Genomic DNA, 25,683 nt, shown 5'->3' on the forward strand with positions numbered 1-25,683 from the left:
GGAGCGGGGAGAACGTGCACATCCTGCCGTACGGGTCCTGGCCCTCGCCGATCGACGCCGCGCTCGCCGCCGCGCACGACGGGCGGCCCGAGTACGTCGGTTTCGTCGGCGACGAGATCTGGTGGACCGCGCCCCGCCCCGCCGAGGGCGGCCGCCGCACCCTGGTGCGCCGGCACCCGGACGGCACGGAGGAGTCCGTCCTGCCCGCCCCCTGGAACGTCCGCAGCCGGGTCGTCGAGTACGGCGGCCTGCCCTGGGCGGGCACGGCCCGCCCGGACGGCGAACCCCTCGTGGTGTTCGTGGACTTCGCCGACCAGCGGCTGTACGCCCTCGAACCCGGCCACGAGCCGCGTCCGCTCACCCCCGTCTCGGCTGTGGGCGGCGGACTGCGCTGGGCCGAACCGCAGGTGCTGCCGGAGCGCGGCGAAGTGTGGTGCGTCCTGGAGGAGTTCACCGGTGACGCCCCCACCGACGTCCGCCGCGTCCTGGCCGCCGTACCGCTGGACGGCTCCGCCGCCTCAGATCGCGCGGCCGTGCGGGAACTCACCGACGACCGGCGGCGGTTCGTCACCGGAGCCCGCATCTCACCGGACGGCCGCCGCGCCGTCTGGCTGGCCTGGGACCATCCGCGGATGCCGTGGGACGGCACCGAGGTGATCGTCGCCGACGTCGGCGACGACGGCACGCTCACCGGCGCCGCCGCGGTGGCCGGCGGACCCGAGGAGTCCGTCGCCCAGGCCGACTGGGCGGCCGACGGCTCCCTGCTCTACACCAGCGACCGCGGCGGCTGGTGGAACCTCTACCGCGACCACGAGCCGGTCTGCCCGCGCGAGGAGGAGTTCGGCGGCGCGCTGTGGAAGCTCGGACTGCGCTGGTTCGCGCCGCTCGCCGACGGTCTGGTGGCCGTCGTCCACGGGCGCGGCGCCACCGCCCTCGGCGTCCTCGACCCCGAGACCGGCGAACTCGTCGACGCGGCCGGACCCTGGACCGAGTTCGCCCCCGCCCTCGCCGTACGGGGCGAACGGGCCGTCACCGTGGCCGCCTCCCCGCGCAGCGCCTACGAGGTGGTGGAGCTGGACACCCGCACCGGCCGCGCCCGGGTGATCGGCGCCGCGCACGACGACGCGGTGGACCCGGCGTACTACCCGGAACCCCAGATCCGCGCCTTCACCGGCCCCGAGGGCCGCGAGATCCACGCCCACGTCTACCCGCCGCACAACCCCGGCTGCGCCGCGCCGGGACACGAACTGCCGCCGTACGTCGTGTGGGCGCACGGCGGGCCCACCGACCGGGCGCCGCTCGTCCTGGACCTGGAGATCGCCTACTTCACCTCCCGGGGCATCGGCGTCGCCGAGGTCAACTACGGCGGCTCCACCGGGTACGGACGCGCGTACCGCGAGCGGCTGCGCGAGCAGTGGGGCGTGGTCGACGTCGAGGACTGCGCGGCCGTCGCCCTGGCACTCGCCGACGAGGGCACCGCCGACCGCGACCGGCTGGCGATCCGGGGCGGCAGCGCGGGCGGCTGGACCGCCGCCGCCTCCCTGACCGGCACCGACGTGTACGCGTGCGGCACCATCAGCTACCCCGTGCTCGACCTGGCCGGCTGGGCCGGCGGCGAGACCCACGACCTGGAGTCCCGCTACCTGGACGGCCTCGTCGGACCGCTCGCCGAGGTGCCCGCCCGCTACGCCGAGCGCTCGCCCGTCACCCACGCCGACCGGATCACCGCCCCGTTCCTGCTGCTCCAGGGCCTGGACGACGTGATCTGCCCGCCCGTCCAGGCCGAACGCTTCCTCGCCCGGCTGGCCGGCCGGGGCGTGCCGCACGCCTACCTCACCTTCGAGGGGGAGGGCCACGGCTTCCGGCAGGCGGCCACGGTCGTCCGCGCCCTGGAGGCCGAACTCTCCCTGTACGCCCAGGTGTTCGGGCTGCGCCCGCCCGGCGTCCCCACCCTGGAGCTGTCCCCGTGAAGAACCTCGTCCGGCCGCCCCGGCTCGCCCCCGGCGCCCGGGTCGCCGTCGTCGCCCCCAGCGGGCCGATCGTGGAGGAACGCCTCCAGGCCGGCCTGGACCTGCTGCGCGGCTGGGACCTCGACCCGGTGGCCGCACCCCATGTCCTCGACCGTGACCCCGCCCTCGGCTACCTCGCGGGCACCGACGCCGACCGGGCCGCCGACCTCCAGGCCGCCTGGTGCGATCCGGCCGTCGACGCGGTGATCTGCGCCCGCGGCGGCTACGGCGCCCAGCGCGTCGTCGACCTGCTCGACTGGGACGCGATGCGCGCGGCCGGGCCCAAGGTGTTCGTCGGCTTCAGCGACAGCACCACCCTGCACGAGGCGTTCGCCGTCCGCCTCGGCCTGGTCACCCTGTACGGGCCCGTCGCCGCCGGCGTCGACTTCGTCAAGAGCGCCCGCGCCCAGGACCACCTCAGGGCCACCCTTTTCGCCCCCGAGACGGTCCGCACGCTCACCTCCGGCGGCACCGCCCTCGCCCCCGGCCGGGCCCGCGGCGTCACCCTCGGCGGCTGTCTGACCCTGCTCTCCAGCGGCTACGGCACCCCGCACGCGCGTCCCGGCGCGCGCGGCGGACTGCTCCTGATCGAGGACATCGCGGAGCCGCCGTACTCCGTCGACCGGGCCCTCACCCAACTGCTGCGCACCGGCTGGCTGGACGGTGTCGCCGGGATCGCCCTCGGCTCATGGAAGGACTGCGGGCCCTACGACAGCCTGCGGCCGGTGTTCGCCGACCGGCTCGGCGCCCTGGGCGTCCCGGTCGTCGAGGAGCTGGGCTTCGGACACTGCGAGGGGGCGCTGACCGTGCCCCTCGGCGTGAGCGCCGAGCTGGACGCGGCGGCGGGCACCCTGACCCTCGACGAGCCCGCCCTGCGCTGACCCTTTCACCCCCCCGGAGAGCCCTCACCGTGCGTGAGGGCCGCCGCGGGCCCACCCTGGAGGTATGAGTCCGAAGTCCTCGAAGACCTCCGAGCGCGGCGGCCGGCGCATGGAGGTGACGCCCGCCCGGATCACGGTGCTGGTGCTCGCCGTCCTCACCCTGATCTTCATCTTCCAGAACACCGGCAAAACCACCATCAGACTCCTGATCCCCGAGGTCGTCATGCCCCTGTGGGCGGCCCTCCTCGCCACTGCACTGGTCGGCGCACTGTGCGGGGCGTACTTCATGCGACGCCGCCGCTGACCGTCGGCCTTAAGGTGACCGGATGCCGCACACCGCATCCCCCTACCTCGCCGAGGGCCCCCGCGTGGGTATACGTCACTTCACCTACGCGGACGGGGCGGAGTTCACCGCCCGGGCCCGGGAGAGCGAGGAGCTGCACCGGCCCTGGCTGTTCCCGCCGGCCACCCGCGAGGCGTACGCCGCGTACGCGGGGCGGCTGATCGAGGATCCGACGAAGGCCGGGTTCCTGGTGTGCGACCGGGCGGACGGGTCCCTCGCCGGGTTCGTCAACATCAACAACATCGTGCACGGCGGCTTCCAGTGCGGTGCCCTCGGCTACGGCGCGTTCGCGCACGCGGCCGGGCGGGGGCTGATGCGCGAGGCGCTCGGGCTCGTCGTGGACCATGCCTTCGGGCCGCTGCGGCTGCACCGGCTGGAGATCAACGTCCAGCCCGGCAACGCCGCGTCCATCGCCCTCGCCCGCTCCTGCGGCTTCCGCCTCGAAGGGTTCTCCCCGCGGATGATCTACATCGACGGGGACTGGCGCGACCACGAACGCTGGGCGATCACGTCCGAGCAGTGGAAGTCCGGCTGACCGCGCGCCCCTTGAGCGGTCACGACGACCGGCGGTCCGCGTACTCGTAGACCGTGCCGTCGGGGTGACGGGCGATCAGATTGCGGCCGGCCGGGGTCGCCACCGGGCCCGCGAGGACGTCCGCGCCCAGCTCGGTGAGCGTGCGGTGCACCTCGTCGACGTCCGTGACCGCGATCGTCGCACTGACCTTGCGCAGCACCTCCAACTCGGCCTCGGGACCGCTCATCAGAAGGAAACAGCCGACCGCGGCGACCGCCACCCCGCCACGCTCGAAACGCAGCGCCCCGGTGCCCGCGAGCCGCTCGTAGAAGGCGACCGAGGCGTCCAGGTCGTCGACACAGACACGCAGTGTGGCTCCCAGAATGTCCATACGGGGGAGCCTAGTTGGACCGGCGCCGCCGCGGTGATCCCTTCACGCGATCCCCTTCCCGGGCGTTATCCCGACCGGGCCCCGGGTACCCGGCGCGCCATGGAACGCAAGGAACCCCTCGGCCCCCACCCCGATCACCTGGAGCACCTCGACAGGCAACTCGTCGACGAACTGGCCCAGGTGGCACGCGAGACGATCCGCGACGAACTGCGCGAGCAGACCCGCCGCCGGCGGCGCAAGGCCACGCTGTACGCGGCGTCCGGCGCAGTCGCCCTCTACGCGGGTGCGGCGGTCGCCCTCGCGGTGGGGCTGGCCCTGGACATCCCCCTTCCCGGCTGGACCGCCGCACTGATCACCGCCGTGGTCCTCGGCGCGGTCGCCTACGCCCTGCGCGGCGCCGCCCGGCCCGGACACGGGGCCGCCGGGGAACGGCCCGCCGCGCCCGCCCGCGTGCACGGCGGCACCCCGCCCGCCGGCCCGCCCGGAGGGCTCGGCACGCCCTACCCGCCGCTCCCGCCCGAAGCCCCGCGCGTACCCGCGCCCGGCCAGGCCCCCGGCCGGGACGACATCGACCCCGAAGGCCCGCACCACCGTGCGTGAGGCATGACGCGCGGCGGGTGACCGCGGGCCGGTCCGCGGGCGCGGGGGACGTTTGGCCGGGGCCGGCAGGGGGACGCGGGGAGCCTCGGGGCGGCCCGTGCCGTCCTCGCGCACACGCCGGAGCCCCGCGCCCGGGGGGGCGTGGACCAGCCAGCCAGCCAGCCAGCCACCAGCCAGATCGATCGGAGGCGCACCGTGAGTCGAGCCCGCATCGTGATCGTCGGAGCGGGGTTCGCCGGATACCGCACCGCCCGCACCCTGGCCCGGGAGGCCCGTGGGCGCGCCGACATCACCCTGCTCAACCCGACCGACTACTTCCTGTACCTGCCCCTGCTGCCCCAGGTCGCCGCGGGCATCCTGGAGCCACGCCGGGTGACCGTGTCCCTGCCGGGCACCCTGCGCGGGGTACGGCTGGTGCTCGGCGAGGCCGGCCGGATCGACCTGGACGCGCGCACCGTGCACTACACCGACCCCGAGGGCGGCGAGGGTGCCCTGCACTACGACCGGCTCGTGCTGGCCGCCGGCAGCGTCAACAAGCTGCTGCCCGTCCCCGGGGTCGCCGAGCACGCCCACGGTTTCCGCGGTCTGCCCGAGGCGCTCTATCTGCGCGACCACATCACCCGCCAGGTGGAACTGGCGGCCTCCGCCGACAGCACGGAGGAGTGCCGGGCGCGCTGCACGTTCGTGGTGGTCGGCGCCGGCTACACCGGCACCGAAGTCGCCGCGCACGGCACGCTGTTCACCGACGCCCTGGTCCGCGCCCACCCGCTCCGCCGTGGCATGCGGCCCCGCTGGCTGCTCCTCGACCTCGCACCCCGGGTCCTGCCCGAGCTGGGCGAGCGCCTCTCGCGCACCGCCGACCGGGTGCTGCGCGAGCGGGGCGTGGAGGTGCGCACGGAGACCTCCGTGAAGGAGGCCACCCGCGACGGAGTGCTGCTGACCGACGGCGAGTTCGTCGGCACCCGCAGTCTCGTGTGGTGCGTCGGCGTACGGCCCGACCCGCTCGCCGAGTCGACCGGGCTGCCGCTGGAACGCGGCCGGATCCTGGTCGAGCCCACCCTCCAAGTGCCGGGCAGGCCCGAGGTGTTCGCCCTCGGTGACGCCGCCGCCGTTCCCGATCTGGAGAATCCGGGACAGTACACGCCGATGACCGCCCAGCACGCCTGGCGGCAGGGCAGGACGGCCGCGCGGAACATCGCCGCGACCCTCGGCGACGGCAGGGCACGGCCGTACCGGCACAAGGACCTCGGGTTCGTGGTGGACCTGGGCGGTGTGAAGGCCGCCGCCGATCCGCTGGGCGTCCCGCTGTCCGGGCTGCCCGCCCACCTGGTGACCCGCGGCTACCACCTCGCCGCCCTCCCCGGCAACCGGGTCCGGGTCGTCTCCGACTGGCTCCTGGACGCCGTACTCCCGCGCCAGGCCGTCCAGTTGGGCCTGGTCCGGTCCTGGTCGGTGCCGCTCGACACGGCCTCCCCCGAACTGGCCCGCGTCCCGGCCGGCCCGTCCCCGCATCCGGCGAACCCCCCTGCCCCCGACGGACAGCCCGCCCGGGGCGGCGGAGGCGGCGAGGACACCTCCCGCACGATCACCTCCCCGACACCGGACCCGGTGAAGGAGGAGGGAGAGCGGCACAGGCGGGAGCAAGGGCCGGGCGGGACGGCCGCGACCGGTGGTGGCGGGGGTGCGGACACCTCCCGGACCATCACGTCCCCGACGCCCGAGCCCGTGAAGGCGGGGGCGGGCGACGGCGGCCGGGGCCGCCGGGCGGCGGACGAGGGCCGCGACGCCGCGCCCGCGAGGGGTGGCGGTGGAGGCGAGGACACGTCCCGGACCATCACCTCCCCGACGCCCGAGCCCGTGAAGGAGGAGGGGAAGCGGCGTCGGCGGGAGCAACGGCCGGACGGGGCGGCCGCGACCGGTGGCGGAGGCGGCGAGGACACCTCCCGGACGATCACCGCTCCGACGCCCGAACCCGTGAAGAACGAGGGAGATCACTGACCCCATGGACACCGCCGAACTCACCGACCTCGGACAGCAGTTGCGCGTGGACAGCGTGCGCGCCTCCGCCGCCGCGGAATCCGGTCACCCGACGTCCTCGATGTCGGCCGCCGACCTGATGGCGGTCCTGCTGGCCCACCACCTCCGCTACGACTTCGACCGCCCCGCCCACCCGGGCAACGACCGCTTCGTGCTGTCCAAGGGCCATGCCTCGCCCCTGCTCTACGCCGCCTACAAGGCGGCCGGCGCGATCGACGACGACGAACTGCTCACCTTCCGCACCCTCGGCAGCCGCCTGGAGGGCCACCCCACCCCGCGCCGGCTGCCGTGGGTGGAGACGGCCACCGGTTCGCTCGGCCAGGGCCTGCCGGTGGGCATCGGCATCGCGCTCGCCGGGAAACGGCTGGAGCACTCCGACGCCCGCGTCTGGGTGCTGTGCGGCGACAGCGAGCTGGCCGAGGGCTCCGTCTGGGAGGCCGCCGAGCACGCCGGGCACGAGCGGCTGGACAACCTGGTCGTGATCGTGGACGTCAACCGGCTCGGCCAGCGCGGCCCCACCCGCCACGGCCACGACCTCGATGCCTACGCCCGCCGCTTCCAGGGCTTCGACTGGCACACCGTGGAGGTCGACGGCCACGACGTGGACGCCGTCGACCGCGCCTACGGCGAGGCCCTCTCCACCCGCGGCCAGCCCACCGCGATCCTCGCCCGCACCCTCAAGGGCAAGGGCGTCGCCGCCGTCCAGGACCGCGAGGGCCTGCACGGCAAGCCGCTGCCCGACGCCGACGAGGCGATCGCGGAACTCGGCGGCAGCCGTGACCTGCGCGTTCGCGTGCAGGAACCGCCCGCCGCCCGCATGCTGCACTCCGTGCCCACCGGCCGCCCCGAACCGCCGCGCTGGGAGCGGGGCGAGGAGGTCGCGACCCGCGACGCCTACGGCAAGGCCCTCGCGGCCCTCGGCACCGCCCGCGCGGACGTCGTCGCCCTCGACGGCGAGGTGAGCGACTCCACCCGCGCCGAGTACTTCGCCAAGGACCACCCCGAGCGGTTCTTCGAGTGCTACATCGCCGAACAGCAGCTCGTCGCCGCCGCCGTCGGGATGGCCTCCCGCGGCTTCGTGCCGTACGCCTCCACCTTCGCCGCCTTCCTGACCCGGGCCTACGACTTCGTGCGGATGGCGTCGATCAGCGGGGCCGGGATCAATCTGGTCGGCTCGCACGCCGGGGTGGCGATCGGGCAGGACGGGCCGTCGCAGATGGGCCTGGAGGACCTGGCGATGTTCCGGGCGGTGTACGGCTCGACCGTGCTCTACCCGTGCGACGCCCATCAGACGGCCCGGCTGGTGGCCGCCATGGCCGGACTCGACGGCGTCCGCTACCTGCGCACCTCGCGCGGCGCCGCGCCGGTGCTCTACGGGCCCGACGAGGAGTTCCCGATCGGCGGCAGCAAGGTGCTGCGCTCCTCCGACGCGGACCGGCTGACCGTCGTGGCCGCCGGGATCACCGTGCACGAGGCGCTGCGCGCCGCCGACGCGCTCGCCGCCGAGGGCATCGCCGTACGGGTCGTCGACCTGTATTCGGTCAAGCCGGTCGACCGGGCCGTGCTGCGGCGCGCGGCGGAGGAGACCGGCGCCCTGCTGACCGTGGAGGACCACCACGAGGAGGGCGGCCTCGGGGACGCCGTCCTGGACGCCTTCACCGACGGCCGCCCGGTGCCCCGCCTGGTGCGGCTCGCCGTACGGACCATGCCGGGGTCGGCGTCCCCGCAGGAGCAGTTGCACGCCGCCGGGATCGACGCCGAGTCCATCGCCGTCTCCGCACGGCTGCTGGTGGAGAACGCGGTGGTGGCGTGAGCCCGCCGTCCGGCGCGCTCGCGGACGGCGGCGGCCGGGAGGACCATGAGGACGTTCGGGAGGAGGCTCCGTGACGGGTCTGCGCTACGTCTACGCCGTCTGCCGGCCGCTCGGCGCGCCGCTCCAGGCCGATCTCGGCGGCGTCGCGGGCGATCCGCCGCGGCTGCTCGCCCACCACGGCCTGATCGCCGTCCTCAGCCATGTCCCGGAGCGTGACTTCGCCGAGGAGCCGCTGCGCGACCACCGCGCCGACCGGTCCTGGCTGCTGGAGACCGCCCGCTCCCACCAGCAGGTCGTCGACGCGCTCACCGCCGTCACCACCCCGCTGCCGCTGCGGCCCGCCACCGTCTTCCCCGACGACAGCGCGGTGCGCGTGATGGTGCAGCGGCACGAGGACGACTTCCGGGACACCCTGGAGCGCCTCGACGGGCGGGTCGAGTGGGGCGTGCGCGTGTACGACGACACGGGCGGCGGGCCGGGGGAGACCGACGAGGCCCGGGAGATCCACGATTTCGCCGACCGGCTGCACCGCACGCTCACCGCGCACGCCGACGACGTCCGGCTCAGCCCGCCCCGGATCACGGCCCCGCCGAACCGCCCGCAGAGCGTCCTGGACGGCGCCTATCTGGTGCCCCGCGCGCGGTCCGAGGAGTTCGTGGAGGCGGTGCACCGGGCGGAGGGGGAGGTGCCGGGGGCCCGGGTCGAGCTGGCCGGGCCGTGGGCGGCGTACTCCTTCGCGGACGTCGGCGACCTGTCATGAGCCGGGGGACGGCCTGTCACGCACCAGGACGCGTGTCCTTGCGGCACAGGATCTCGCCGTGCAGGACGCAGAACCAGCCGTCCTCCCGCTCGCCCCACTCCCGCCACGCCCGGGACACTGACTCGAGTTGCTCCTCGGTCGCGTGGCCGCCCTCCGTGGCGCGCTCGGCGTAGGCGGAGGCCAGGGTGCGGTCGGCCCACAGGCCGCTCCACCACGCCCGCTCCTCGGCGGTGCTGAACGTCCAGGTGGCGGAGGTGGCCGTGATGTCGGTGAACCCGGCCGCCAGCGCCCAGGACTTCAGCCGGCGCCCCGCGTCCGGTTCGCCGCCGTTGGCCCGCGCCACCCGGCGGTACAGGTCCAGCCAGTCGTCCATCCCCTGGGACGGCGGATACCAGGTCATCGCCGCGTAGTCCGAGTCGCGTACGGCCACCAGCCCGCCCGGCACGGTCACCCGCAGCATCTCGCGCAGCGCCTGCACCGGATCGCCCACGTGCTGGAGCACCTGGTGGGCGTGGACCACGTCGAACGAGCCGTCCGGGTACGGCAGGGCGTGCACGTCGGCGGTCTCGAAGCGGACGTTGGCCAGTCCGCGGCCGGCGGCCGTGGCGCGGGCCTGGTCCAGGACGCCCGCCGCGTGGTCGACGCCGGTGACGTGGCCCTCGGGGACCAGGGCCGCCAGGTCGGCGGTGATGGTGCCGGGGCCGCAGCCGATGTCCAGGATCCGCTGGTGCGGCTCCAGGGAACCGAGCAGGTAGGCCGCGGAGTTGGCGGCGGTCCGCCAGGTGTGCGACCGCAGCACCGACTCGTGGTGCCCGTGCGTGTAGACGGCGGTCTCCTGCGCTTTCGGCATGGCTCTACCTACCCCTTCTCGGCGTACCTCTCCGGGCTCCCGGGAGCCCCGGGCGACGTGATCACCGTACGCCCATGGCCGCATGCTGAGACCATTTGTTTCACCATGCGGACGACTCATGGTGTCCGGGCGGCGGCCCCGCGCGTACGCTGGGGTGGCCGTTCCGGGGTGCGGAGCGGGTCCGACCCGGGAGGCTCACCGCATGCGACTGCTGCTCGTCCGTCACGGCCAGACCCCCACCAACGTGGACTACCTGCTGGACACCGCCGCCCCCGGCCCCGGCCTGACCGAGCTGGGCGCACAGCAGGCGGCCGCCCTGCCGCGGGCCCTCGCCGACGAGGACATCGAGGTCCTGTACGCCTCCACCCTGGTGCGCACCCAGCTCACCGCCGCGCCGCTGGCCGCCGCCCGCGGTCTCGACGTACGCGTGCGTGACGGCATCCGGGAGATCTCCGCGGGCGACCTGGAGATGCTGCCCGGCGACTCCCCGGACGCCGTCCGCTACATGCGGACCGTGTTCGCCTGGGCCGACGGAGACGTGGAGGCGCGCGTGCCCGGCGGCGAGAACGGCGTGGAGTTCCTGGCCCGCTACGACGCCGTGGTCGCCGAGGCCGCAGCGACCGGCGCCGGAACGGTCGCCCTGGTCAGTCACGGCGCCGCTATCCGCGCCTGGTCCGCCGCCCGCGCCCACAACGTCGATGTCCCCTTCGCCGCAGGACACCGCCTCGCCAACACCGGCACGGTGATCCTGGAGGGCTCACCGGCCGACGGCTGGAAGGCGCTGGCCTGGGCGGGAGCCACCGTGACCCCGGCCGGGGACAGCGGACCGGCCGGAGCGGAACCCGGGGTCCGCTAATCGGTTTGCCGCCCGTCGCGGCCGGACCGCAGAATGCGCCTCATGGGACATCTGGAAGCCGCGCACCTCGAGTACTACCTCCCCGACGGGAGGGCGTTGCTCGGCGACGTGTCCTTCCGGGTGGGCGAAGGGGCCGTGGTCGCCCTGGTCGGGCCCAACGGCGCCGGCAAGACCACCCTGCTGCGGCTGATCTCCGGCGAGCTGAAGCCGCACGGCGGCACCGTCACCGTCAGCGGCGGCCTCGGTGTGATGCGCCAGTTCGTCGGCTCCGTACGGGACGAGACGACCGTGCGCGACCTGCTCGTGTCGGTGTCCTCGCCCCGCATCCAGGAGGTCGCCAAGGCCGTCGACAGGGCCGAGCACGCGATCATGACCGTCGACGACGAGGCCGCCCAGCTCCAGTACGCGCAGGCCCTCTCCGACTGGGCCGAGGTGCACGGCTACGAGGCCGAGACCCTGTGGGACATGTGCACCACCGCCGCGCTCGGCGTGCCCTACGACAAGGCGCAGTTCCGGCTCGTGCGCACGCTCTCCGGCGGCGAGCAGAAGCGGCTCGTCCTGGAGGCGCTGCTGCGCGGCACCGACGAGGTCCTGCTGCTCGACGAGCCCGACAATTACCTCGACGTCCCCGGAAAGCGCTGGCTGGAGGACCGGCTGAAGGAGACCCGCAAGACGGTCCTCTTCGTCTCCCACGACCGCGAACTCCTCTCCCGCGCCGCCGAGAAGATCGTCTCCGTGGAGCCCTCGCCCACCGGCGCCGACGCCTGGGTGCACGGCGGCGGCTTCGCCACCTACCACGAGGCCCGCCGCGAGCGCTTCGCCCGCTTCGAGGAACTGCGGCGCCGCTGGGACGAGAAGCACGCCCAGCTCAAGAAGCTCGTCCTGAACCTCCGTCAGGCCGCCTCCATCAGCCATGAGCTGGCCTCCCGCTACCAGGCGGCGCAGACCAGGCTGCGCAAGTTCGAGGAGGCGGGACCGCCGCCCGAGCCGCCGCGCGAGCAGGACATCACCATGCGCCTCAAGGGCGGCCGCACCGGCGTCCGCGCCGTCACCTGCCAGGCGCTCGAACTGACCGGCCTGATGAAACCCTTCGACCTGGAGGTCTTCTACGGCGAGCGGGTCGCCGTCCTCGGCTCCAACGGCTCCGGCAAGTCGCACTTCCTGCGGCTGCTGGCCGGCGAGGACGTGGCGCACACCGGCACCTGGAAGCTCGGCGCGCGGGTCGTCCCCGGGCACTTCGCCCAGACCCACGCCCACCCCGAACTCCAGGGCCGCACCCTCCTCGACATCCTCTGGCAGGAGCACTCCCAGGACCGGGGCGCGGCCATGTCCCGGCTGCGCCGCTACGAGCTGACCCAACAGGCCGAACAGACCTTCGACCGGCTCTCCGGCGGCCAGCAGGCCCGCTTCCAGATCCTGCTCCTGGAGCTGGAGGGCGTCACCGCCCTGCTCCTCGACGAGCCGACCGACAACCTCGACCTGGAGTCCGCCGAGGCGCTCCAGGAAGGACTGGAGGCGTTCGAGGGCACGGTCCTCGCGGTCACCCACGACCGCTGGTTCGCCCGCTCCTTCGACCGCTACCTGGTCTTCGGCAGCGACGGCCGGGTCCGCGAGACCCCGGAGCCGGTGTGGGACGAGCGGCGGGTGGAGCGGGCCAGGTAGCCCCCGGCGGGTGCCCTCCGCCGTGCGGGGGCCCGCGGGCCCGAATGTTCGTACAGTGGAGGCACACGTCGGAACGACGAGCGGGGCACCACGATGACCGGAGTCGACCCTGACCGGCTGGACGACCAGCAGCTCATGAAAGAGCTGGAGACGATCCACCGCACGCGCCACGACACCCTGCTGTACGGGTCGAACGACGCCCTGCGCGCCCACAACGACCGCATGGCGCGGCTGGAGGGCGAGTACCTGCGCCGCAACCCCCGCCGCTTCGTGGCCCCCGGCCGCACCCGTGAGGGGGCCCGGGAGCGCGCCGCCGCGCCCGACGGCGCCCGCCGGGCCCCGGCCGGGCGCGGGCGCGAGGCCGGCACCCCGGTGGGCAAGTGGGGCCGGGAGTCCGCGGGCGGCGGCTGACCGCCCGCCCCAGGACCCCTGCGACCCGTACGGTGCTCCTTCCGCCACGCCGGAACGTCACCCGCATGGCGGGCCCCTGTCCCGCGAATGGGGTCCGGCCGCGCGCGGCACGGCCCCGGGCGGGCTGTGATGGTTCGCGGGACCGCCTCGGCGGCCCCGCCCCGCAGCCGCCGGCCGAAGGAGCCGCACCATGCGCCGCACCGCACCCCTGCTGTCCGCCGTCGCCCTGGCCGGTGCCCTGCTGGCCGCCGCCGGCCCGGTCGCGTCGGCGGATCCGGCGGCCGAGGTCAGCCCGGGCAGCGTCGACCCGGGCGGCAGCGTCACCGTCTCGGTCACCTGCGACCCGCCGGGCGGCACCGCCCCCGAGACCATCGACGCCTCCTCCCTGGCCTTCGCGGACGGCACCGTCCGGCTCACCCGGGTCACCGACACCGACGACCCGGCCGCCGGGCTCTCCTACCGGGGCACCGCCCGGAGCAGCGGCGCCGCCGACCTCGACGCGGACGAGGGGCTCGGCCCCGACACCGCCTGGACCGTCGACGGCACCTGCCCGGCGCCGCCGGACGGGGAGGGCAGCCCCTGGAGCGCCACCTTCGACATCACCCGCGCGAGCGGCGGCGGATCCTGTCCGCCGGAGTACGGCGACACCGGCTCGCCCTGCGGCACCGGCCGGCCGACCCCCGCCCCCACCCACCACACGTGCTCCCCCTCCGCGCCACCCCACGGCGGAGGGGACCGCGCCGACCCCTGCGCGCCCCCCACCGTCGAGCACGGCGTACGGGCCGGCGCCGGCGGCTCCCTCGGCGACTCCGTGCCCGCCCTGATCGTCGGCGGCGTGCTGATCGCCGGGGCGGCGGGCGCGGCCGGACACCGGCTGTACCGGCGCGCACGGGACGCCTGACCGCACCGGCGCGCCACGCACCACCGGACACACGTGACGCGCGGGGGGCCATAGGTCGCGTACCACAGGGCACATGTCACGCAGCACCGGGCACATGTCACGCATCACCGGGCACAGGGCACCAGGGACGGACCGCGCGGAGGACCCATGCCGAGCACGGAACCCGAAGGACACGGGCCGGTCCGCTACGGCCCGCCGTTCCCCGTGGACGGACTGCCCGTGCCGCCCGGCCTCGCCGCCGTCCTCGCCGGGGCCGCCGGCCGCGCCGACGGCGAACCCGTCGGCGGCGGACCCGCGCTGCTGACGGCCGCCGCCGGCTACTGGGAGCGGCGCGGCACCCCCGTCGACCCCGCGGGCGTCGTGGCCGGGCCCGGCGCGCCCGCGCTGCTGGTCGCGCTGACCGCCGCGCTCGGCGGCGACGTCCTGGTGCCCCGGCCGTGCGCGGCCTGGTGGGCGCCGTACGCGCGGCTGCTCGGCCGCCGGGTGTTCCACGTGGCCACGCCCGCCGAGTGCGGCGGCGTCCCCGACCCGTACGCCCTGCTGGAGACCGTGCGACGGCTGCGGGCCGAGGGCGGCGACCCGCGGCTGCTGGTGCTGTCCGTCGCCGACGACCCCACCGCGACCGTGGCCCCGCCCGAGGTGCTGCACGAGGCCGTGGAGGCCGCCGCCGCGGAGGGACTGCACCTGATCAGCGACGAGACCTGGCGCGACACCGTGCACGCCCCGCAGGACACCGTCCCGGTCGGCCCGGCCGAGATGCTGCCCGAACGGGTCACCGTCGTCACCGACCTGGCCGGCGCCCTGCTGCCCGCCGGCTGGCCCGCCGCCGTCGCCCGTCTGCCCGCCACGGTTGCCGGGGACGATCTGCACGCGCGCGTCCTCGACGTCCTCACCGCCCTCGACGCGCGCGTGGCCGCCCCGGTCGCCGCGGCCGCCGCCCACGCCCTGACCGAGCCCGCCGAGGTCACCGACCGGGTCGCCGCCACCGCACGGCTGCACGCGCTGCTGGCCCGGGCGGTGCACACGGCGGTGACCGGCGCGGGGGCGCTGGCCCTGCCGCCGCGCGCCGGACGGCATCTGTACGTCGACCTGGAGCCGCTGCGCGAGGCGCTGTCGCCGCGCGGCGTCGGGGACGCCCAGGACCTGGAGGACTTCCTCTCCGCCCGGCTGCGGATGCCCGCGCCCGGCGGACACCGCTTCGGCGACGATCTCGCCGCGCTGCGCGTCCGCCTGACCACCGGCCCGCTGCTCGGGGACACGGACGCGCGGCGCACGGAATGCCTCACGTCCTCCGCGCCGTTGGAACTGCCGCACGTGCACCGCGCGTTGACGCGCCTCGCGGCGGTCTTCGACGATCTCCGCGACGACGCCCGGCGAGGGGAGCCCTCTCGATGACGCAGCAGTCCGAGTCGACCACGGCGGAACCGGCGCCCTCCGGGGACACCACCGCCCCCGCCACCGCACCCGCCCCTCTCGCACCCCCGTTCCCGCCGCTCGCCGAACCCCGTCCGCCCGGTGAACGGCGGGTGTGGCCACGCACCTTCCACGACCGGCTGACCGCCCCGCTGCCCGGCCTCAAGGCTCTCGCCCGGTTCGCCCGCGAGGGCTCCGTCCGCCCCGGCAGGGAGGGCCTCGCCGACATCCCCCGGCTGCCCTTCGCGCCCGCCCCGCTGCCCCGCGCGGACGCCGGCACCGTCGCCGTCTCCTGGGCGGGGCACGCCAGTTGGGTGCTGCGGATCGGCGGCCTGACCGTCCTGACCGACCCGGTCTGGTCCCGCCGGATCCTCGGCACCCCGGCCCGGATCACCCCCGTCGGCATCCCCTGGGAGAGCCTGCCGCCCGTCGACGCGGTCGTCATCAGCCACAACCACTACGACCATCTGGACGCGCCCACACTGCGCCGACTCCCGCGCGACACACCGGTGTTCGTACCGGCCGGGCTCGGAGTCTGGTTCCGGCGCCGCCGGTTCACCCGGGTCACCGAGCTGGACTGGTGGGAGGCGTCCGAACTCGGCGGTGTGCGCCTCGACTTCGTGCCCGCCCACCACTGGTCCAAGCGCACCCTCACCGACACCTGCCGTTCCCTGTGGGGCGGCTGGGTGCTCACCGCGCCCGACGGGCGGCGTGTGTACTTCGCCGGCGACACCGGGTACGGCCACTGGTTCTCCCGCATCGGCCGGCGGTACCCCGGTATCGACCTGGCCCTGCTGCCCATCGGCGCCTACGACCCGCGCTGGTGGCTCAGTGACGTGCACTGCGACCCGGACGAGGCGGTCCGCGCCGTGCTCGACCTGGGGGCACGCCGGATGGCCCCCATGCACTGGGGCACCTTCGTGCTCTCCGCCGAGCCGGTCCTCGAACCCCTGCACCGGGTGCGGGCGGCCTGGGCGGCGGCGGGCCTGCCGCGCGACCGGCTCTGGGACCTGCCGATCGGCGGCTCCCGCGTGCTGCCGGGCTGAACAGCGGGCGAGGTTCAGGAGGTCAGGGCGGCGAGCGCCTCCCGGTCGGTGGGCAGCGCGAAGGAGCGCAGCCACTCCCGTGTCTCGTGGGATGACGCGCTCCAGTAGTCGTCGTGGCCGGCGAGCGTGCGCAGGAAGCGGCGCTGGGCGTCGGTGAGCGGGTCGTCGGAGCGGCGGCCGTCGGGGAACGCCTTGCGCAGCAGCGGTCCCCAGTCGTCCTCCGCGGTGCTGTCGCAGGCGACCTTGAGCACCGCGAGGGCCTGGGGGAGGAGTTCCTCGAACGTGGCGACGCGTTCCACGGCGGCGGCGACCAGCCGGGCGCGGAACCAGCCGTGGAGGCTGGGGAACCAGTCGTCCGCGGCCCACGGCCGGGTCAGCGCGGCCAGCAGTTCGGCCGTGGCCGTGGGGTTGCCGGCCTGGGCGGGGGCGAGGGCGGCACAGGCGCGGATCGCCGGGTCGGCGTCGGCGAGCAGCGCGGAGACGTCCTCGCCCCAGGTGCCCAACAGGAGCGTGGCGGTGCCGCGTTCGTCCCTGTCCTCGCCCGCCTCGGCGACCGGGCGCAGTGTCGCGGCGGCCTCCGGCACACGGTGGGCGAGGTCGGGCGCGCGCAGCAGTTCGGCGGCCGCGTCGACCGCCGCTGACCGCACGGCGGGCTGCGGATCGTCCAGCCAGGGCAGCACGGCGTCCAGCACGAGCGGCCTCACCTCCCGGCAGGCGACGATGTCCTCGTCCTCGGTGTCGTCCTCGTCGTACGCGCAGGAACGGGCCATGGCGCGGAGCCAGTTGAGCAGCGCGGCCCGCAGCGGGCGCGTGCGCCCGTCCCACGGGTAGGGGCTGACGAAGTCCTCGCCCGCGCGCGGGTCGTCGAGGATCGCGGCCATGTACAGCGCGGCCGGGGCGGTCGCGCTGTACAGGTACCCCTGGTGGATCAGCGACGAGTCGATCCTGCCGAACGCCTCCGACCGTTCCCCGGGGTCGTCGTGCAGCAGCCGGTACAGATACCGCGGAGTGTCGTCGGCCTCGCCGTACGCGTGCTCCAGGTCGTACCAGGGGGTGTTCTCCAGGAGGTCGAGCGGCGTGGGTAGTGCGGACGTCATGCGGTCACTCTCCCAACGGGCCCTAGACGCGCGGCGGTTCGGGGTCGCGGCCCGCGCAGGGGGCGCCGAGCAGGGCGGCGGCCTCGCGGACGGCGGCCTCGGTGCGGCCGGTCAGCAGCAGGACGTAGTCGTCGGCGATGCCGCGGTCGTGACGGACGATCAGATCAGGGCCGCCGTGCAGCACGACGTCACCGGCCAGTTCGCGCCACGGCAGCAGCCCCATGTCGGGGTAGGCCGCGGTGAGCCGGGCGAGGGCGGCGGGGTCGCGGTCGAGGTCGTCCCGCTGGACCGCCAGCGTCCAGCCGAACCGGGACGGCAGCCGCATCAGCGCGAGATGCAGAAGGTGTTCGGAGACCGAGCGGTCCTGCACCACCCAGCCCTCGTCCCCGCCGACGCTCACCAGGACCCGAGGATCGTCCTGGCCCGCCTCGGCGGCCGGGTACCCCCACTCGTTGCAGTACTGGTACTCCGCCATGAAGACACAGACCCGACGGTCCCCGCCGGGCGGCAGCAGCGGGCTGCCCTCCGGCACCTCATGGGCGACACCCCAGCCGGTGGGGTCGGGGCGCAGCGTCGGCGGCATCTCGGGGTGGGTCCAGTACCAGCGGGCGTTGGCCATGAAGGTGTTCTCGGGCCAGGTCCACCACTCCCGCAGCGCGACCGGCACGGGCAGGCTCCGGTCGATCCGGGCCTCCTCGTCGTCGTCCTCGTCCTTCTCGTCGTCCTCGTCCTCGTCGTCTTCGTCGTCCTCCCACAGCTCCGGGTCCCAGTCCTCGGGGTCCCACTCCTCGGGCTCGAAGCCCCACTCGCGCTGCACCTCGGACAGCAGCTCCCAGCGGGACGTCCGGGGCGCCGCGAGCCGGGCCGCGAACTGCCCGTAGTCGACGACGTGTTCGGTGCTCGATGTCATGGGCGGGACCCTAGTGGGTCCCTGTGACAACGCCGTACGACCACCGCCACACGCTCAGCCCGGCTGCGGCCCCCGCAGCCGCCGCCACACGCTCGGGGCAGCGCTGATCAGCAGCGTCAGGGCGACCGCGGCGACCACGCCCTGCCACGGCTCGGGGAACAGGGAGCCGCCGACGATCCCGATGAGCTGGTAGGTCAGCGCCCAGGCCAGACAGGCGGGAAGATTGCCGCGGGCGAAGCGGCGCAGCGGCCACTCGGCCATCAGACAGGCCAGCATCACCGGGATCCGGCCCGCCGGCACCAGCCGGGACAGCACCAGCACCGTCGTGCCGTGGTCGGCGAGCTTGTCCTGCGCCTGGGTCAGCCGCTCCTCCGGGGCCCGCGACCGGATCGCCTCCAGCCAGCGCGAGCCGCCCCGCGACCGCATCCCGCGCCGCCCCAGCCAGTACAGCGCGGCATCCCCGCAGAACGCCGCGAGCGACGCCGTCAGGAACACCAGGGCCAGCGAGAACGGCGCCATGCGATGGAACGCCACCACGGCCGCCGAACTCACCAGCGCCCCCGTCGGCACCACCGGCACCAGCGCCCCGATGAACACCAGCAGGAACAGCGACGGATAGCCGAGCGCCTGCTGTGTCGACGCCGTCGGCGCGGTCGTCGCGGCGGCGGCGAGCCACCACTTCACCGAGCGGCCTCCAGACGGACGCTCTCGCCGTGCCCGAGCCGGTGCACCGCCACGCGGGGCGCACGCTCGGCCGCGAGGCGCACGAATTCGTCGCCCGGCGCATGGAACTCATGGGGGCGCACGGCGTCCATGCCGATGGGCCAGTACGTGCCCCAGTGCACCGGTACCGCGCTGTGCGGCGCCAGCCGGGCCAGCGCCTCCGCCGCCCGCCCCGCGTCCAGATGTCCGTCGCCGAGGTACGGCCCCCAGCCGCCCACCGGCAGCAGTGCCGCCTCGACCGGCCCGACCTCGTCGGCCAGTTCGTCGAAGAGCCCGGTGTCCCCGGCGAAGTAGGTGCGCGCCTCGCCCTCGACGACGTATCCGAGCGCGGGGGAGCGGTGCGGTCCGACCGGCAGCCGCCGTCCGTCGTGCCGGGCGGGCACGGCACGTATCCGCAGGCCGTCGACGGTGACCACGTCACCGGGCGCCATCTCGTCGATCCGCAGATGGCCCAGCCTGCGCAGCGCGGGGACGGCGCGCGAGGCACCCAGGGGCACCAGCAGGCGCGTGCCCGGCGCGAGGCGCGCCAGCGAGGGCACATGGAGATGGTCGGCGTGCAGATGGGAGACGACCGCGACGTCCGCCTGCCAGGCACGGGGCGGAGGCGGCGCCCCCCGGCGGCGGCGCAGATGGGCGAGCCGGCGGGCGAACAGAGGATCGGTCAGCACACGCACGTTCGAATCCTCGACCGTGCAGGTCGCGTGACCCCACCAGGTGATCTCCACCGGCACCTCTTTGCCTCCTTCGCGCGACTCCCCCGAAGCCTACGGGCAGGAGTAGGGTCGGCGGCGAAACCCGGAGGTGAGGGGGACCCCATGGGACCGGTGCGGGTCACGGCGATCGCGAGTCTGACGCCGCTGGAGGAGCTGGACGCCGATCCCTTCCTGGTGGACTCCCGCAGCCAGCACGCCATGTGCGCGCGCTGGGCCGCCCAGCGCGGCTATGTGGTGAGCAGGGAGCTGCTGGTGCGCGGGCTGCGCGCCGACCACTGCGTGCTGTGGGACGGCGTCCGCCCCGGCGCCGACCTGTTCGTCGCGCCCAGCCGCCGCGTCCTGGAGAGCGCCCTGTCGGACGTCGAGGAGTTCACCGAGGAATGCGCCCGGCGCGGGGTGCGGGTGGAGACCGTCGGCTTCGCCGAACCCTCCTACGACGCCCAGATGAAGGCCCGCGTGCACCGGCGTCTGTCGATGCCGACCGCCGGGTACGACGGCCGCTGAGCGGGCCGCCCGCCGAGCGCGCCGTGCGCCGTCCGCCGAGCGCGCCGCCTGCCGACCGGCCCGACCACCGGGTACGCGATCCGTCCATCAGGCCGCCCGTCCGCCCCATGTGACAGGGTGGGGGAGGGACCCCGCCGGCGTCGGGGCCGGAACGCGAGGTGGACGGGGCGTGCGTGGGGTGCGGTGGCGGCGAGCCGTCAGTCAGGCCGGGCGGAGTCTCACCGTGTGGGCCGTCTCCACCCTGACCATGCTGGTCCTCGCCGGGATCCTGCCCGACTTCCGCCTCCAGTCCGCCGACGGCGACAGCGCCACCGTCATCGCCGTCACCGCGGCCGTCGGAGCCGGTGTCTTCGGTGTCCTGTCGGCGCTGGTCTGGCCGCTGATGGTCCGCCTGCTGCTGCTCGTACCGGCCCTGGTGCTCGGCCTGCTGGTGTTCTTCCTCAACGGCTCCCTGCTGCTCATCGCCCTGCGGCTGACCCCCTCGGGACAGACCGAGGCCGCGCCCGAGACTGCCGTGATCGTCGCCGCCGTGATGTCCGCCGTCGCCTCCGCGACCGGCGGCGCGCTCGCCGTCCGCGACGACGACGCCTACCGCCGCCGGCTGTACCGGCTCGCCGACCGGCGCCGCCGCGGCGGACCGCCCGGCCCCACCGGCCCCGGCACCGTCTTCCTCCAGCTCGACGGCGTCGGGCACGACGTGCTGGCCGACGCCGTGCGCAGGGGTCTGATGCCGACCGTCGCCCGCTGGCTCGGCGAGGACGGCACCGGCGCACCCCCCAGCCACCGGCTCACCCCCTGGCGCACCGACTGGTCCAGCCAGACCGGCGCCAGCCAGCTCGGCATCCTGCACGGCAGCAACCACGACGTCCCCGCCTTCCGCTGGTACGAGAAGGAGACCCGGGAGGTGATGGTCTGCAACCGCCCCACCAGCGCCGCCGAACTCCAGCGCCGCGCCGTCGACCGCACCGGTGAGGGCGGCCTGCTGACCGGCGACGGCGCCAGCCGCGGCAACCTCTTCAGCGGCGGAGCCGGCGAACAGGCCCTCGTGCTGTCCATCGCCGCCCGCCGCCGCGGCCGCGAGAACCGCTCCCGGGCCGGCTACTTCGCCTACTTCTCCGACCCCGCCAACGCCGTGCGCACCGCCCTGTCGTTCGCCGCCGAGGTGGGCCGCGAGATCGGCCAGTCCACCCGCGCCCGGCTGCGCAAGGAACGCCCGCGGGTCGGACGCGGCGGCCTCTACCCGCTGGTGCGCGCCTTCGCGACCGTCGTCGAACGGGACGTCGTGGTCGCCGCCGTCACCGGCGACCTGCTCGCCGGCCGCAGCGCCGTCTACGCCGATCTGGTCGCCTACGACGAGGTGGCCCACCACTCCGGGCCGCTCGGCCGGGACACCGCCCAGGTCCTCGGCCGCCTCGACCGGGCGCTCGCCCTGATCGAGAAGGTCGCCGAGCACGCCCCCCGCCCCTACCGGATCGTCGTCCTGTCCGACCACGGGCAGAGCCCCGGCGAGACCTTCCGCGCCCGCTACGGCCTCACCCTCGGCGATCTGGTCCGGGCCGGCTGCGGACTGCCCGTGCCGCGGAAGGCCGAGCGCACCCACAGCGGCGCCGAGGCCCGCGCCGCCGTCCGCGCCGCGCTGCGCCGGCCCGTCGAGGAGAGCGGCGAACGCCACCGCCCCGCCCGCCGCCGCTCCGAGCCGATCGTGCTCGCCTCCGGCAACCTCGGCCTGATCTCCTTCCCGGACGTGCCGCACCGGATGAGCAAGGAGGAGATCGACGCCCGCCACCCCGCCCTGCTCCCCACCCTCGCCAACCATCCCGGCGTCGGCTTCCTGCTGGTGCGCAGCGAGGAGCACGGCGGTCTCGTCCTCGGCGCCGCCGGCGCGGCGATCCCGCTGGACCGGCTCGACGAGGAGCCAGGACCGCTGGCCGCCTTCGGGCCCGGCGCCGCCGACGCCGTCCGCCGCACCCACGGCTTCCCGCACACCGCCGACATCATGGTCAACTCCAGCCACGACCCGGCCGACGGCGAGGTCCTCGCCTTCGAGGAGCAGATCGGCTCCCACGGCGGCCTCGGCGGCGCCCAGGCCAAGCCGTTCCTGCTCTCCCCGCTCGCCCTGTCCGAGCCCGTCGCGGACGGGGAGGTGCTGGCCGGCGCCGAGCACGTGCACCGCGTGCTGCGCCGCTGGCTGCGCGAGTCCGAGGGGCCCCAGGTGCCGGTGGAGCCGGTGCGCCAGGAGCGGGCCGCCTGAAAATCGGCTGCGCCCGGGAAGCCGTACGCACACACTGACCGTGTCGTCCCGTCCCCCGAACGCTCCCGAGGAGCCCCCGCCTTGCAGGCTGCCGTCACGGTCACCCCCTCCCGCGTCCCCGAACTCCTCCTCGGCCTGGCCACCGTCCGGCCGGTGTTCCTCTGGGGCGCCCCCGGCATCGGAAAGTCCTCCCTGGTCAGGGAGTTCGCCGAATCGCTCGGACTGGAGTGCGTGAGCCTGCTGGGCACCCAGCTCGCCCCGGAGGACCTGATCGGCGTCCCGCAGATCCGCGACGGCCGCTCCGTGTTCTGCCCGCCCGAGGCCATCGCCCGCGACGAGCCGTACTGCCTCTTCCTGGACGAACTGAACGCGGCCACCCCCGATGTGCAGAAGGCGTTCTACTCGCTGATCCTGGACCGCCGCATCGGCAGCTACGAACTGCCCGCGGGCTCGATCGTGATCGGCGCCGGCAACCGCGCCACCGACAACGCGCTCGCCCGGCCGATCGCCTCCGCGCTCGTCAACCGTCTCGCCCACGTCCATCTGGAGGCGTCCCCGCGGGACTGGCTGGCCTGGGCCGCGGGCCACGGCATCCACCCCTGGATCCTCGACCACCTCACCGACCGCCCCGACCACCTGTGGTCCAAGCCGCCCAAGACCGAGGAGCCGTTCTCCACGCCCCGCTCCTGGCACATGCTCTCCGACGCGCTGCACTCCTTCGGCCGCGACCTCGACGAGGACACCCTGAAGGTCCTCGCCCACGGCACCCTGACGCCCGCGCACGCCACCGCCTTCTGCGGCTACGTCAAGATCGTCCGCAGCCGGTACGGCATCGAGGCCGTCCTGCGCGGCGACGCCTCCTGGCCGCACCGCGTCGAGGACCGCGACCTGCTCTACTACCTCGCCGACTCGTTCCGCGGCCGACTCGTCAAGGAACTCCCCGCCGTCAAGGAGCACATGTCGGCGAACGGCCGGCAGACCGCCCACCGCGCCAAGTCGCTGCTCGTCCAGCTCGCCGAGATATCCGTCGAGGTCGCGCAGACCGTCATCGCCTCCGACGCCGACGGCAACCCCGTGCTGCCCGCCTGGTTCCTGGTGGAGGCGGCCCGGGACATGCCCCGGCTGGTCGAGGCGCGCCGATGAGCCGCCCCGGCCGCGGGAAGAAGAAACGCGACCTCGCCCAGGAGGCGTTCGAGGCGGGCCTCGCCCTGGTGCGCGGCCACCCCGCCCTGAACGCCGTCTCCTTCACCGTCTGCCGCGACGCGGAGTGCCCGTTCGCACCCCGCGACGGACTCGTCCGCGTCGACTCCGACGGCGTCGCGCACGTCCACCCCGCCAGCCTCGCCGAACCCGCGCAGTGGGCCTGGTCCCTCGCCCACGCCGCGCTCCACCTCGGCTTCGGCCACCTCCCGGCCGCCGAAGGCGCCCGGGTCCAGCCGGACCGGTTCGACCTCGCCGCCCGCTGCGTCGTCGTCAACCGCTTCCTGCTCAGCTCGCCGCTGGGCACCCCGCCCGAGGACCATCCGCTCACCTACCCCGACGGCGACGAGGAGCGGCTCGCCGCCCGCTGGCGCCGGGCCGTACTGCCCGCCGCCTACGAGCACTGCGGCACCGCGGGACCGGAACCCGACCAGGTGCTGACGCCCTGGGACCTCTGGCGCCAGGGACCGCCCCCCGACCGGCAGGCGGCCTTCGCCACCGCCCTGACCCGGACCGTGTCCGCCGCGATGGACATGGCCGGCGGCCGCCGCGCCACCCTCCACGACGAGCTGGCGCCCACCCGCTCCTGGGAGCGCGCGCTGAGCTGGTTCATCTCCTCCTACCCGCTGCTCGGCGGTATCGCGGCCGGCATCCGGCTCGTCGCCGACGCCGAACTCGCCCGCGCCCACGGCATCCGCGTCGCCGCCGTCGACACCGAGGCCGGCGAGATCTACGTCAACCCGCTGTACCAACTCGACGACGACGAATGGCGGTTCGTGCTCGCCCACGAGATGCTGCACGCCGCCCTGCGCCACGGCGACCGCTGCGGCACCCGCGACCCCTACCTCTTCAACGTCGCCTGCGACTACGTCGTCAACGGCTGGCTGCGCGAGATGCAGGTCGGCACCATGCCCCACGGACTGCTCCACGACCCGGAACTGAGCGGCCTGTCCGCCGAGGAGGTCTACGACCGGATCGCCGGCGATCTGCGCCGGATGCGCAGGCTCGCCACCCTGCGCGGCAAGGGCCTCGGCGACATCCTCGGCGGCCCGCTCGGCCCGCCCTGCGACCATGTCGACCTCGACGGCTTCTACCGCCGCGGCCTCGCCCAGGGCCTCGATCTGCACGAGCGGCAGGAACGCGGCTTCCTGCCCGGCGGGTTGGTGGAGGAGATCCGCGCGCTCAGCCACCCGCCGCTGCCCTGGGACGCGCAACTCGCCCGCTGGTTCGACGAGTTCGTGCCCCGCCCGGAACCCCTGCGCTCCTTCTCCCGCCCCTCGCGCCGTCAGGCGTCCACCCCGTCCATCCCGCGCGCGGGACGCTACTTTCCGCCGGAGGAGGTCGCCCGCTGTACCTTCGGGGTGGTCCTCGACACCTCCGGCTCCATGGACCGCACCCTCCTCGGCAAGGCCCTCGGCGCCATCGCCTCCTACGCCGAGGCCCGGGACGTCCCCGCCGCCCGGGTCGTCTTCTGCGACGCCGCGCCGCACGACGCCGGTTATCTGCCGGTCGCCGACATCGCGGGCCGGGTCCGGGTGCACGGCCGCGGCGGTACGGTCCTCCAGCCCGGCGTCGATCTCCTGCTGCGCGCCGAGGACTTCCCGCGCGGGGCGCCCGTGCTGGTCATCACCGACGGCTGGTGCGACGTCCTGCGGATCCGCCGCGAACACGCCTATCTGATCCCGCAGGGCGCCCGGCTGCCGTTCACGGCGCGGGGGCCGGTGTTCCGGGTGCGGTGAGCGAGAGTGTGATCGGATGGGGGACACAGAGACCCGTCCGACGGGACACCCACGCGAAA

23 protein-coding genes and 1 pseudogene are annotated in these 25,683 nt (G+C 75.1%); 18 read left to right on the top strand and 6 right to left on the bottom strand.

Translation table 11 applies throughout. The annotated features are described in order from the left end of the window. The first annotated feature begins 14 nt into the window (after positions 1-14). The 4 genes from AFM16_RS31290 to AFM16_RS31305 all read left to right on the top strand — a co-directional run bounded on the left by AFM16_RS31290 (position 15) and on the right by AFM16_RS31305 (position 3,768). Positions 15-1,970, top strand: coding sequence for a prolyl oligopeptidase family serine peptidase (locus AFM16_RS31290; RefSeq protein ID WP_078635785.1), 1,956 nt, complete (start codon positions 15-17; stop codon positions 1,968-1,970). Then, positions 1,967-2,890, top strand: a complete 924-nt coding sequence (locus tag AFM16_RS31295) for a S66 peptidase family protein (RefSeq protein WP_030789168.1) — start codon at positions 1,967-1,969, stop codon at positions 2,888-2,890. Before AFM16_RS31290 ends, AFM16_RS31295 begins: the two co-directional genes overlap by 4 nt. Before the next feature lie 64 nt (positions 2,891-2,954). After that, positions 2,955-3,194, top strand: a complete 240-nt coding sequence (locus tag AFM16_RS31300; RefSeq protein ID WP_030789171.1) for a hypothetical protein — start codon at positions 2,955-2,957, stop codon at positions 3,192-3,194. Positions 3,195-3,216: 22 nt separating this feature from the next. Further along, positions 3,217-3,768: a GNAT family N-acetyltransferase gene (locus tag AFM16_RS31305; protein WP_030789174.1), complete on the top strand. Its 552-nt coding sequence runs from the start codon at positions 3,217-3,219 to the stop codon at positions 3,766-3,768. A 19-nt stretch (positions 3,769-3,787) separates the two neighbouring features. Here the strand turns inward: AFM16_RS31305 and AFM16_RS31310 are convergent, their stop codons facing one another. Continuing rightward, positions 3,788-4,138, bottom strand: a complete 351-nt coding sequence (locus AFM16_RS31310; protein ID WP_078635787.1) for a VOC family protein — start codon at positions 4,136-4,138, stop codon at positions 3,788-3,790. A gap of 99 nt (positions 4,139-4,237) precedes the next feature. On the opposite strand from AFM16_RS31310, the gene AFM16_RS31315 reads away from it, so the two are divergent. The 4 genes from AFM16_RS31315 (at position 4,238) to AFM16_RS31330 (ending at position 9,348) form a co-directional block, all read left to right on the top strand. Further along, entirely contained in the window at positions 4,238-4,738 is a 501-nt protein-coding gene (locus tag AFM16_RS31315) for a phage holin family protein (protein WP_078635789.1), read from the top strand. Positions 4,739-4,933: 195 nt separating this feature from the next. Further along, positions 4,934-6,736, top strand: coding sequence for an NAD(P)/FAD-dependent oxidoreductase (locus tag AFM16_RS31320; protein WP_245177845.1), 1,803 nt, complete (start codon positions 4,934-4,936; stop codon positions 6,734-6,736). 4 nt (positions 6,737-6,740) lie between these two features. Beyond that, on the top strand, positions 6,741-8,588 hold the full coding sequence (locus tag AFM16_RS31325) for a transketolase (RefSeq protein WP_078635791.1): 1,848 nt from the start codon (positions 6,741-6,743) through the stop codon (positions 8,586-8,588). 70 nt (positions 8,589-8,658) lie between these two features. Next, positions 8,659-9,348 (top strand): GvpL/GvpF family gas vesicle protein, encoded by a 690-nt coding sequence (locus tag AFM16_RS31330; protein WP_078635793.1) that lies wholly within the window; start codon positions 8,659-8,661, stop codon positions 9,346-9,348. Positions 9,349-9,364: 16 nt separating this feature from the next. Here the strand turns inward: AFM16_RS31330 and AFM16_RS31335 are convergent, their stop codons facing one another. Then, on the bottom strand, positions 9,365-10,198 hold the full coding sequence (locus AFM16_RS31335) for a methyltransferase domain-containing protein (protein WP_078635795.1): 834 nt from the start codon (positions 10,196-10,198) through the stop codon (positions 9,365-9,367). A gap of 202 nt (positions 10,199-10,400) precedes the next feature. Here AFM16_RS31335 and AFM16_RS31340 point away from each other — a divergent pair, with 202 nt between their 5' ends. From AFM16_RS31340 to AFM16_RS31365, 6 genes and pseudogenes are all read left to right on the top strand, one after another. Continuing rightward, entirely contained in the window at positions 10,401-11,054 is a 654-nt protein-coding gene (locus tag AFM16_RS31340) for a histidine phosphatase family protein (protein WP_030789196.1), read from the top strand. 42 nt (positions 11,055-11,096) lie between these two features. Then, positions 11,097-12,716 carry an ABC-F family ATP-binding cassette domain-containing protein gene (locus tag AFM16_RS31345; RefSeq protein ID WP_030789199.1) on the top strand — a complete coding sequence of 540 codons (1,620 nt, stop codon included), beginning with the start codon at positions 11,097-11,099 and terminating at the stop codon, positions 12,714-12,716. 93 nt (positions 12,717-12,809) lie between these two features. Continuing rightward, positions 12,810-13,046 (top strand): annotated as a pseudogene (locus tag AFM16_RS31350) (DUF6158 family protein); the annotation flags it as partial. 271 nt (positions 13,047-13,317) lie between these two features. Further along, positions 13,318-14,028, top strand: coding sequence for a hypothetical protein (locus AFM16_RS31355; protein ID WP_078635800.1), 711 nt, complete (start codon positions 13,318-13,320; stop codon positions 14,026-14,028). Positions 14,029-14,175: 147 nt separating this feature from the next. Then, complete coding sequence (locus tag AFM16_RS31360; RefSeq protein ID WP_078635802.1) at positions 14,176-15,423, top strand: aminotransferase class I/II-fold pyridoxal phosphate-dependent enzyme; 1,248 nt, start codon at positions 14,176-14,178, stop codon at positions 15,421-15,423. Next, on the top strand, positions 15,420-16,487 hold the full coding sequence (locus AFM16_RS31365) for an MBL fold metallo-hydrolase (RefSeq protein WP_078635804.1): 1,068 nt from the start codon (positions 15,420-15,422) through the stop codon (positions 16,485-16,487). The genes AFM16_RS31360 and AFM16_RS31365 overlap by 4 nt, the downstream gene beginning before the upstream one ends. A 14-nt stretch (positions 16,488-16,501) precedes the next feature. Here the strand turns inward: AFM16_RS31365 and AFM16_RS31370 are convergent, their stop codons facing one another. Genes AFM16_RS31370 through AFM16_RS31390 form a run of 4 tightly spaced genes read right to left on the bottom strand, consistent with a single transcriptional unit; the run spans position 16,502 to position 19,948 of the window. Continuing rightward, positions 16,502-17,584, bottom strand: a complete 1,083-nt coding sequence (locus AFM16_RS31370) for a hypothetical protein (RefSeq protein WP_078635807.1) — start codon at positions 17,582-17,584, stop codon at positions 16,502-16,504. A gap of 22 nt (positions 17,585-17,606) precedes the next feature. Beyond that, positions 17,607-18,494 (bottom strand): hypothetical protein, encoded by an 888-nt coding sequence (locus tag AFM16_RS31375; protein ID WP_167797282.1) that lies wholly within the window; start codon positions 18,492-18,494, stop codon positions 17,607-17,609. Positions 18,495-18,548: 54 nt separating this feature from the next. Then, complete coding sequence (locus tag AFM16_RS31385) at positions 18,549-19,178, bottom strand: DedA family protein (protein ID WP_030789212.1); 630 nt, start codon at positions 19,176-19,178, stop codon at positions 18,549-18,551. Beyond that, the gene (locus tag AFM16_RS31390; protein WP_078635811.1) at positions 19,175-19,948 is read right to left on the bottom strand and encodes an MBL fold metallo-hydrolase; all 774 of its coding nucleotides are present in this window, start codon (positions 19,946-19,948) and stop codon (positions 19,175-19,177) included. The genes AFM16_RS31385 and AFM16_RS31390 overlap by 4 nt, the downstream gene beginning before the upstream one ends. Positions 19,949-20,032: 84 nt before the next feature. Between AFM16_RS31390 and AFM16_RS31395 the strand changes: the two genes are divergently transcribed. From AFM16_RS31395 to AFM16_RS31410, 4 genes are all read left to right on the top strand, one after another. After that, the gene (locus AFM16_RS31395) at positions 20,033-20,434 is read left to right on the top strand and encodes a hypothetical protein (protein WP_030789218.1); all 402 of its coding nucleotides are present in this window, start codon (positions 20,033-20,035) and stop codon (positions 20,432-20,434) included. Between the two features lie 223 nt (positions 20,435-20,657). Continuing rightward, the gene (locus AFM16_RS31400; RefSeq protein ID WP_370628150.1) at positions 20,658-22,685 is read left to right on the top strand and encodes a phage holin family protein; all 2,028 of its coding nucleotides are present in this window, start codon (positions 20,658-20,660) and stop codon (positions 22,683-22,685) included. A gap of 81 nt (positions 22,686-22,766) precedes the next feature. Beyond that, entirely contained in the window at positions 22,767-23,828 is a 1,062-nt protein-coding gene (locus AFM16_RS31405; protein WP_030789223.1) for an ATP-binding protein, read from the top strand. Then, positions 23,825-25,624, top strand: a complete 1,800-nt coding sequence (locus AFM16_RS31410; RefSeq protein WP_078635814.1) for a vWA domain-containing protein — start codon at positions 23,825-23,827, stop codon at positions 25,622-25,624. Before AFM16_RS31405 ends, AFM16_RS31410 begins: the two co-directional genes overlap by 4 nt. Positions 25,625-25,683: the final 59 nt, after the last annotated feature.

Origin of the sequence: Streptomyces antibioticus (assembly GCF_002019855.1) — a bacterium.
Lineage (GTDB): Bacteria > Actinomycetota > Actinomycetes > Streptomycetales > Streptomycetaceae > Streptomyces > Streptomyces antibioticus_B.

What these genes read in the sequence shown, in the direction of transcription:
- AFM16_RS31300 (WP_030789171.1), top strand. Translation starts at nt 2,955, where the DNA reads ATGAGTCCGAAGTCCTCGAAGACCTCCGAGCGCGGCGGCCGGCGCATG.
- AFM16_RS31305 (WP_030789174.1), top strand. Translation starts at nt 3,217, where the DNA reads ATGCCGCACACCGCATCCCCCTACCTCGCCGAGGGCCCCCGCGTGGGT.
- AFM16_RS31310 (WP_078635787.1), bottom strand. Translation starts at nt 4,138, where the DNA reads ATGGACATTCTGGGAGCCACACTGCGTGTCTGTGTCGACGACCTGGAC.
- AFM16_RS31315 (WP_078635789.1), top strand. Translation starts at nt 4,238, where the DNA reads ATGGAACGCAAGGAACCCCTCGGCCCCCACCCCGATCACCTGGAGCAC.
- AFM16_RS31325 (WP_078635791.1), top strand. Translation starts at nt 6,741, where the DNA reads ATGGACACCGCCGAACTCACCGACCTCGGACAGCAGTTGCGCGTGGAC.
- AFM16_RS31335 (WP_078635795.1), bottom strand. Translation starts at nt 10,198, where the DNA reads ATGCCGAAAGCGCAGGAGACCGCCGTCTACACGCACGGGCACCACGAG.
- AFM16_RS31340 (WP_030789196.1), top strand. Translation starts at nt 10,401, where the DNA reads ATGCGACTGCTGCTCGTCCGTCACGGCCAGACCCCCACCAACGTGGAC.
- AFM16_RS31345 (WP_030789199.1), top strand. Translation starts at nt 11,097, where the DNA reads ATGGGACATCTGGAAGCCGCGCACCTCGAGTACTACCTCCCCGACGGG.
- AFM16_RS31355 (WP_078635800.1), top strand. Translation starts at nt 13,318, where the DNA reads ATGCGCCGCACCGCACCCCTGCTGTCCGCCGTCGCCCTGGCCGGTGCC.
- AFM16_RS31360 (WP_078635802.1), top strand. Translation starts at nt 14,176, where the DNA reads ATGCCGAGCACGGAACCCGAAGGACACGGGCCGGTCCGCTACGGCCCG.
- AFM16_RS31365 (WP_078635804.1), top strand. Translation starts at nt 15,420, where the DNA reads ATGACGCAGCAGTCCGAGTCGACCACGGCGGAACCGGCGCCCTCCGGG.
- AFM16_RS31370 (WP_078635807.1), bottom strand. Translation starts at nt 17,584, where the DNA reads ATGACGTCCGCACTACCCACGCCGCTCGACCTCCTGGAGAACACCCCC.
- AFM16_RS31375 (WP_167797282.1), bottom strand. Translation starts at nt 18,494, where the DNA reads ATGACATCGAGCACCGAACACGTCGTCGACTACGGGCAGTTCGCGGCC.
- AFM16_RS31395 (WP_030789218.1), top strand. Translation starts at nt 20,033, where the DNA reads ATGGGACCGGTGCGGGTCACGGCGATCGCGAGTCTGACGCCGCTGGAG.
- AFM16_RS31410 (WP_078635814.1), top strand. Translation starts at nt 23,825, where the DNA reads ATGAGCCGCCCCGGCCGCGGGAAGAAGAAACGCGACCTCGCCCAGGAG.